Origin of the sequence: Stenotrophomonas sp., assembly GCF_031995405.1 — a bacterium.
Lineage (GTDB): Bacteria > Pseudomonadota > Gammaproteobacteria > Xanthomonadales > Xanthomonadaceae > Stenotrophomonas.
Genome location: NZ_DAMAGC010000024.1, coordinates 27874 through 32558 on the forward strand (window position 1 = coordinate 27874; position 4685 = coordinate 32558).

Here is a 4685-nt window from a genome sequence, read left to right on the forward strand (position 1 = left end):
CGTACACGTTGGTCAGGAGTCTGCCGGTAGACGACCCGGTAGAGCCGAGCCATGCGACCGAGGCCGGCCGGCCCACGCCTCACCATCGGGCGATGCTCGACAATCGGTGCGTACACGTTGGTCAGGAGTCTGCCGGTAGACGACCCGGTAGAGCCGAGCCATGCTCGGCTGGCCGTGCGCAGCACGGCAACGATCGAGGCCGAAGCAGCCGAAGCAGCCGAGCATGGCTCGGCTCTACCCGGCCCTACGACCAAGGTCGGACGGCCCGGGCCTCACCATCGGACTATGCTCGACGCATGGCTTTGTCTGGGAGGGCTGTCATGCGTTACGAAGATGTCTATCGGCGATCGATCGATGAACCCGAAGCGTTCTGGGGCGAAGAGGCGCAACGCATCTATTGGCACACGCCGCCGCAGCAGATCCTCGACTACAGCACTCCGCCATTCCGGCGCTGGTTCGTCGGCGGTGAAACCAACCTCTGCTACAACGCCGTCGATCGCCACCTGGCCGATCGTCCCGACCAGCTGGCGCTGGTGGCGATCTCCACCGAAACCAACATCACCCGCGAGATCACCTACCGGCAGCTGTACCGCGAAGTGAACGCGTTCGCCGCCGTGCTGCAGCGGCTGGACGTGCAGCGCGGCGACCGCGTGGTGATCTACATGCCGAACATGGCCGAGGCGGTGTTCGCGATGCTGGCCTGCGCGCGCATCGGCGCGATCCACTCGGTGGTGTTCGGCGGGTTCGCCGCACACAATCTGGCGCTGCGCATCGACGACGCCGCGCCCAAGCTGCTGATCGCTGCCGATGCCGGCAAGCGCGGCGGCAAGGTGATTCCGTACAAGGCGATGGTGGACGCCGCCTGCGCCGAAGCCACGTCGCCGCCGCCGCACGTGCTGATCGTCTCGCGCGGGCTGGACCCGGCCGAGCCGAAGGTTGCCGGACGCGACGTCGATTACGCCACGCTGCGCGAGGAAGTGGGTGACCAGGATGTGCCGGTGGTGTGGCTGGAATCCAGCGAGCCAAGCTATTTGCTGTACACCTCCGGCACTACCGGCAAGCCCAAGGGCGTGCAGCGCGACGTGGGCGGGTACGCGGTGGCGATGGCGCAGTCGATGGAGACCGTCTTCGACTGCAAGCCGGGGCAGGTGATGTTCTCCACCTCGGATGTCGGCTGGGCGGTCGGTCATTCCTACAACGTGTACGGCCCGCTGATCGGCGGCTGCACTTCGCTGCTGTACGAGGGCTTGCCGACCAACCCGGATCCGGGCATCTGGTGGGCGCTGTGCGAGCAGTACGGCGTCCGCACGTTGTTCTCCTCGCCCACCGCGATCCGCGTGCTGAAGAAGCACGACACCGACTTCATCCGCCGCCACGATCTGGACGCGCTCAAGTACGTGTTCCTGGCCGGCGAACCGCTCGACGAACCGACCGCGCACTGGATCAACGATGCGCTGGGCAAGCCGATCATCGACAACTACTGGCAGACCGAAACCGGTTGGCCAGCGCTCACCCTGCTGCCGGGCGTGGACATGAAGCCGGTGCGCTTCGGTTCGCCGGGCTTTCCCAACCTCGGTTACAAGATGAAGGTGATCGACGAGAACACCGGCGAGGAAGTGGCGCCCGGCCAAAAGGGCGTGCTGGTAATGATTCCGCCGTTGCCGCCGGGCTGCATGAGCACGGTCTGGAAGGACGACGAACGGTTCCTGCAGAGCTACTTCAGCCACTTCAAGGAACTGCTCTACAGCTCGCTGGACTGGGCGATCCGCGACGAGGACGGCTACACCTTCATCCTGGGTCGCACCGACGATGTGATCAATGTGGCCGGGCATCGGCTGGGCACGCGCGAGATCGAAGAGTGCATCTCCGGCCACCCGCTGGTGGCCGAAGCGGCGGTGATCGGGGTCAAGGACGAACTCAAGGGCCAGGTGCCGCTGGTGTTCGTCACCCTGCGCCAGGCCGTGGATGGCGATGGCAGCACGATCATCACCGAGATGATGCAGCGGGTAACCCAGTCGCTGGGCGCGCTGGCACGGCCGGCGCACATCCACATCGTCAATGCGCTGCCCAAGACCCGCTCCGGCAAACTGCTGCGCCGCTCGCTGCAGGCGCTGGCCGAAGACCGCGATCCGGGCGATCTGTCGACCTTGGACGATCCGGCAGCACTGGATGAGATCCGGCGCGCGTTGGGTAGCTGAAACCGTCGTTTCCGCGCATGTCTCGAGAGCCCGCACATCGATGGATGTGTGGGCTGGTTCGTGTGCGGCGCTTGATGGGCGTCGCGCTTCCCGGAAATCATTCGCACGTGTCGCGTCCGGGCATGGCCGTGGACCGGCCGGTCACCCACGATCGACGCAGGGATGCCACATCACGTCGGTGTCCGCGCCAGGAGTGAGTATGAAGCGTGAGCCCCGATTTCTCCTGTGGGTCTGCAGGAAGTGTGGCCTGGACCTGCCATCTGACAGTGCCGACCGATCCTTTGCACTGAACTGGGTGCTCCACGGCACCCAGTTTGGGGCGGGATGGGGCGTGGGGATGGCGCTGCTGGAGCCGGTGCTGAACACCGGGCGCAACGCCGGCGCGTCGCTGTTGATCGCGACCCTGGCTGGGGTGGGCTACGGTTTGATGATGGCGCTCGCCAGACGCAGGCCGTAACCACGGCAACCGGCAAATGCGGGTCGGTCGCCGGCCAGTATTGTCTGCCCCCGGCGCCGGCGACGCGGCGAGGGCACGCTTGCTGCAACGCATTATCGGCAGCCCGGAACGTCAGGTAAGCTGCGGGCGTGATCGTGGCAGGCCACTGGCCGGACGCCGCGCGCTGGGGACACGGCGCGCAGCGGGCACTGGTCGGCGCATCCGCCGGCGACGGTCGCAAGGGGACGCAGCGGCATCAGCGCAACGCTGGCTGCCGCGCGTGGCAATGCAGCTGTGACAGGGGGAACACATGGCGTACATCCATGCCAAGACGGCCGCTGGCCGTCAGGAAATCGAAGACCGCGCGCGACGTCTGCCGCCGGCATTGCGCTCCATTCTGCTGATGGTCGATGGTCAGCGCGATGACGACGCGTTGACCGCGTTGTTACCCGGCCTGCGGGCGCCGGAGGATGCGCTGGCGCAACTGGCGCAGGCGGGCCTGATCGAAGTGGTCGGCGGCGCGGTTGCCGCCCCGGCCGCGCGGGCGCTCACCGCCGGGCGCGAGCAGGATCCGGATCTGTACAAGCGGCTGTATGACTGGATGAGCGAGTCGGTGCGCCGCCACCTCGGGCTGAAGGGCTACTTCATGCAGCTCAAGATCGAGCGCTGCACCGATGCCGGCGGCCTGGAAAAACTGTGGCCGGACATGGCCGCGGCAGTGGCCAAGGCCAAGAGCCCGGCGCTGGCCAGCCGCTGGCTCAGCGATACCCATGCGCTGCTGGTGGTGGACGCGCAGCCGGACGCCGTAGCGGGCTGACCAGCACGCAGCATCGGGGAACGGCTGGCCGTAATGCCCCGGCCGGGGTTACCTTGCCCGGCTACGCAGGCCAGGAGCATGGCAGATGGACCACACGCAGAAGGAAGATGAGGGCACCCAGGGGTGGGATGCCCTCAACGCGGCGCTGGGCGCGCTGTACCCGGGTCAGGAGCCCCGCCACTTCGGCACGGCGATCCCTTACACGCTGGGCGGCCAGGATCCGCTGGACGGCATCAGCGTGTACTGGGCAGAGACGCCGCGCCCGCACTGGCATTACGTCACTTACGGTTTCTCGGAGCTGTACGGCAAACAGAGCGATGACCCGGCCGACAGCGGCTACGGCTTCGAACTGACCTTCCGCCTGGCCACCGCGCCGGGGCAGGGCGCCGATGACCCGCCGCCGGTGTGGCCGATGAACCTGCTGCAGAACCTGGCCCGCTACGTCTTCAGCAGCGGCAACGTGCTCGAGGCCGGGCATCACCTGGATGCCAATGGTCCGATCGCCCTGGACAGCGAGACCGTGCTGCGCCACCTGGCGTTGATCGACGACCCGCAGCTGCCCCCGCGCGATACCGCCAACGGCCGCGTACGTTTCCTGCAGGTGGTCGGGCTCAGCGATGACGAGATGGCCGCCGTGCGCCGGTGGTCCACCCACGGCGTGCTGCAGGCGCTGGCGGCGGGCATGCCGCTGTGGATCACCGACCTGTCGCGCGGCTCGCTGCTGGCCGATCCGGCGGTGGCCGCCCAGGTGGAGGCCGGCAGTGCGCGCGAGGGCTCCACCACCGGCACGCTGTTCATCGAAACGCTGGGATGGGCGGTGCAGGGCGATACGGTCGAGCTGGTGCTCGGGGCCGGTCAGGTGCCGGGGATCCTCGAACTGCTGCCGTTGCGCCTCGGGCATGGCCGCGCGCTGACCCTGGTGGATCGCGAGCGCAGCTGGCGCTTCGAGCCGGGCGAAGAGGACCACGTCGAGGTCGACCAGGGCGCCGCGCGCTGCGTGCTCACTCCGGCCAGCCTGCAGGCGATACGCGCGCATCTGCATGCCGAACGCGGCAGCTATCCGCTGCCGGGCGGCCGCCTGCGCATCCGGGTGGCGCCCACCGAACTGCGCGATGCCCAAGGCAACGTGGTGCGCACGATCGGCTGAAGGTAGAGCCACGCCATGCGTGGCTGCTCCTAGTGCCGGGATCGCGTGCAGCCACCCATGGGGTGGCTCTACCGGAGGATGGGCGAG

4 protein-coding genes are annotated in these 4685 nt (G+C 67.8%); all 4 read left to right on the top strand.

All coding sequences use genetic code 11. The features are described from left to right. Nucleotides 1-320: 320 nt before the first annotated feature. The 4 genes from prpE (at nucleotide 321) to RTO53_RS06390 (ending at nucleotide 4598) form a co-directional block, all read left to right on the top strand. Nucleotides 321-2198, top strand: a complete 1878-nt coding sequence (prpE, locus tag RTO53_RS06375) for a propionate--CoA ligase (RefSeq protein WP_312236993.1) — start codon at nucleotides 321-323, stop codon at nucleotides 2196-2198. A 199-nt stretch (nucleotides 2199-2397) separates the two neighbouring features. Next, nucleotides 2398-2655, top strand: coding sequence for a DUF6404 family protein (locus tag RTO53_RS06380; RefSeq protein WP_312236994.1), 258 nt, complete (start codon nucleotides 2398-2400; stop codon nucleotides 2653-2655). Nucleotides 2656-2944: 289 nt separating this feature from the next. Next, nucleotides 2945-3451, top strand: a complete 507-nt coding sequence (locus RTO53_RS06385; RefSeq protein WP_312236995.1) for a hypothetical protein — start codon at nucleotides 2945-2947, stop codon at nucleotides 3449-3451. Between the two features lie 85 nt (nucleotides 3452-3536). Beyond that, nucleotides 3537-4598, top strand: a complete 1062-nt coding sequence (locus RTO53_RS06390) for a suppressor of fused domain protein (RefSeq protein ID WP_312236996.1) — start codon at nucleotides 3537-3539, stop codon at nucleotides 4596-4598. Nucleotides 4599-4685: the final 87 nt, after the last annotated feature.

Bases quoted from the DNA above. Each gene is read 5' to 3' on its own strand.
- RTO53_RS06380 (WP_312236994.1), top strand. From the start codon at position 2,398: ATGAAGCGTGAGCCCCGATTTCTCCTGTGGGTCTGCAGGAAGTGTGGC.
- RTO53_RS06390 (WP_312236996.1), top strand. From the start codon at position 3,537: ATGGACCACACGCAGAAGGAAGATGAGGGCACCCAGGGGTGGGATGCC.
- prpE (WP_312236993.1), top strand. From the start codon at position 321: ATGCGTTACGAAGATGTCTATCGGCGATCGATCGATGAACCCGAAGCG.
- RTO53_RS06385 (WP_312236995.1), top strand. From the start codon at position 2,945: ATGGCGTACATCCATGCCAAGACGGCCGCTGGCCGTCAGGAAATCGAA.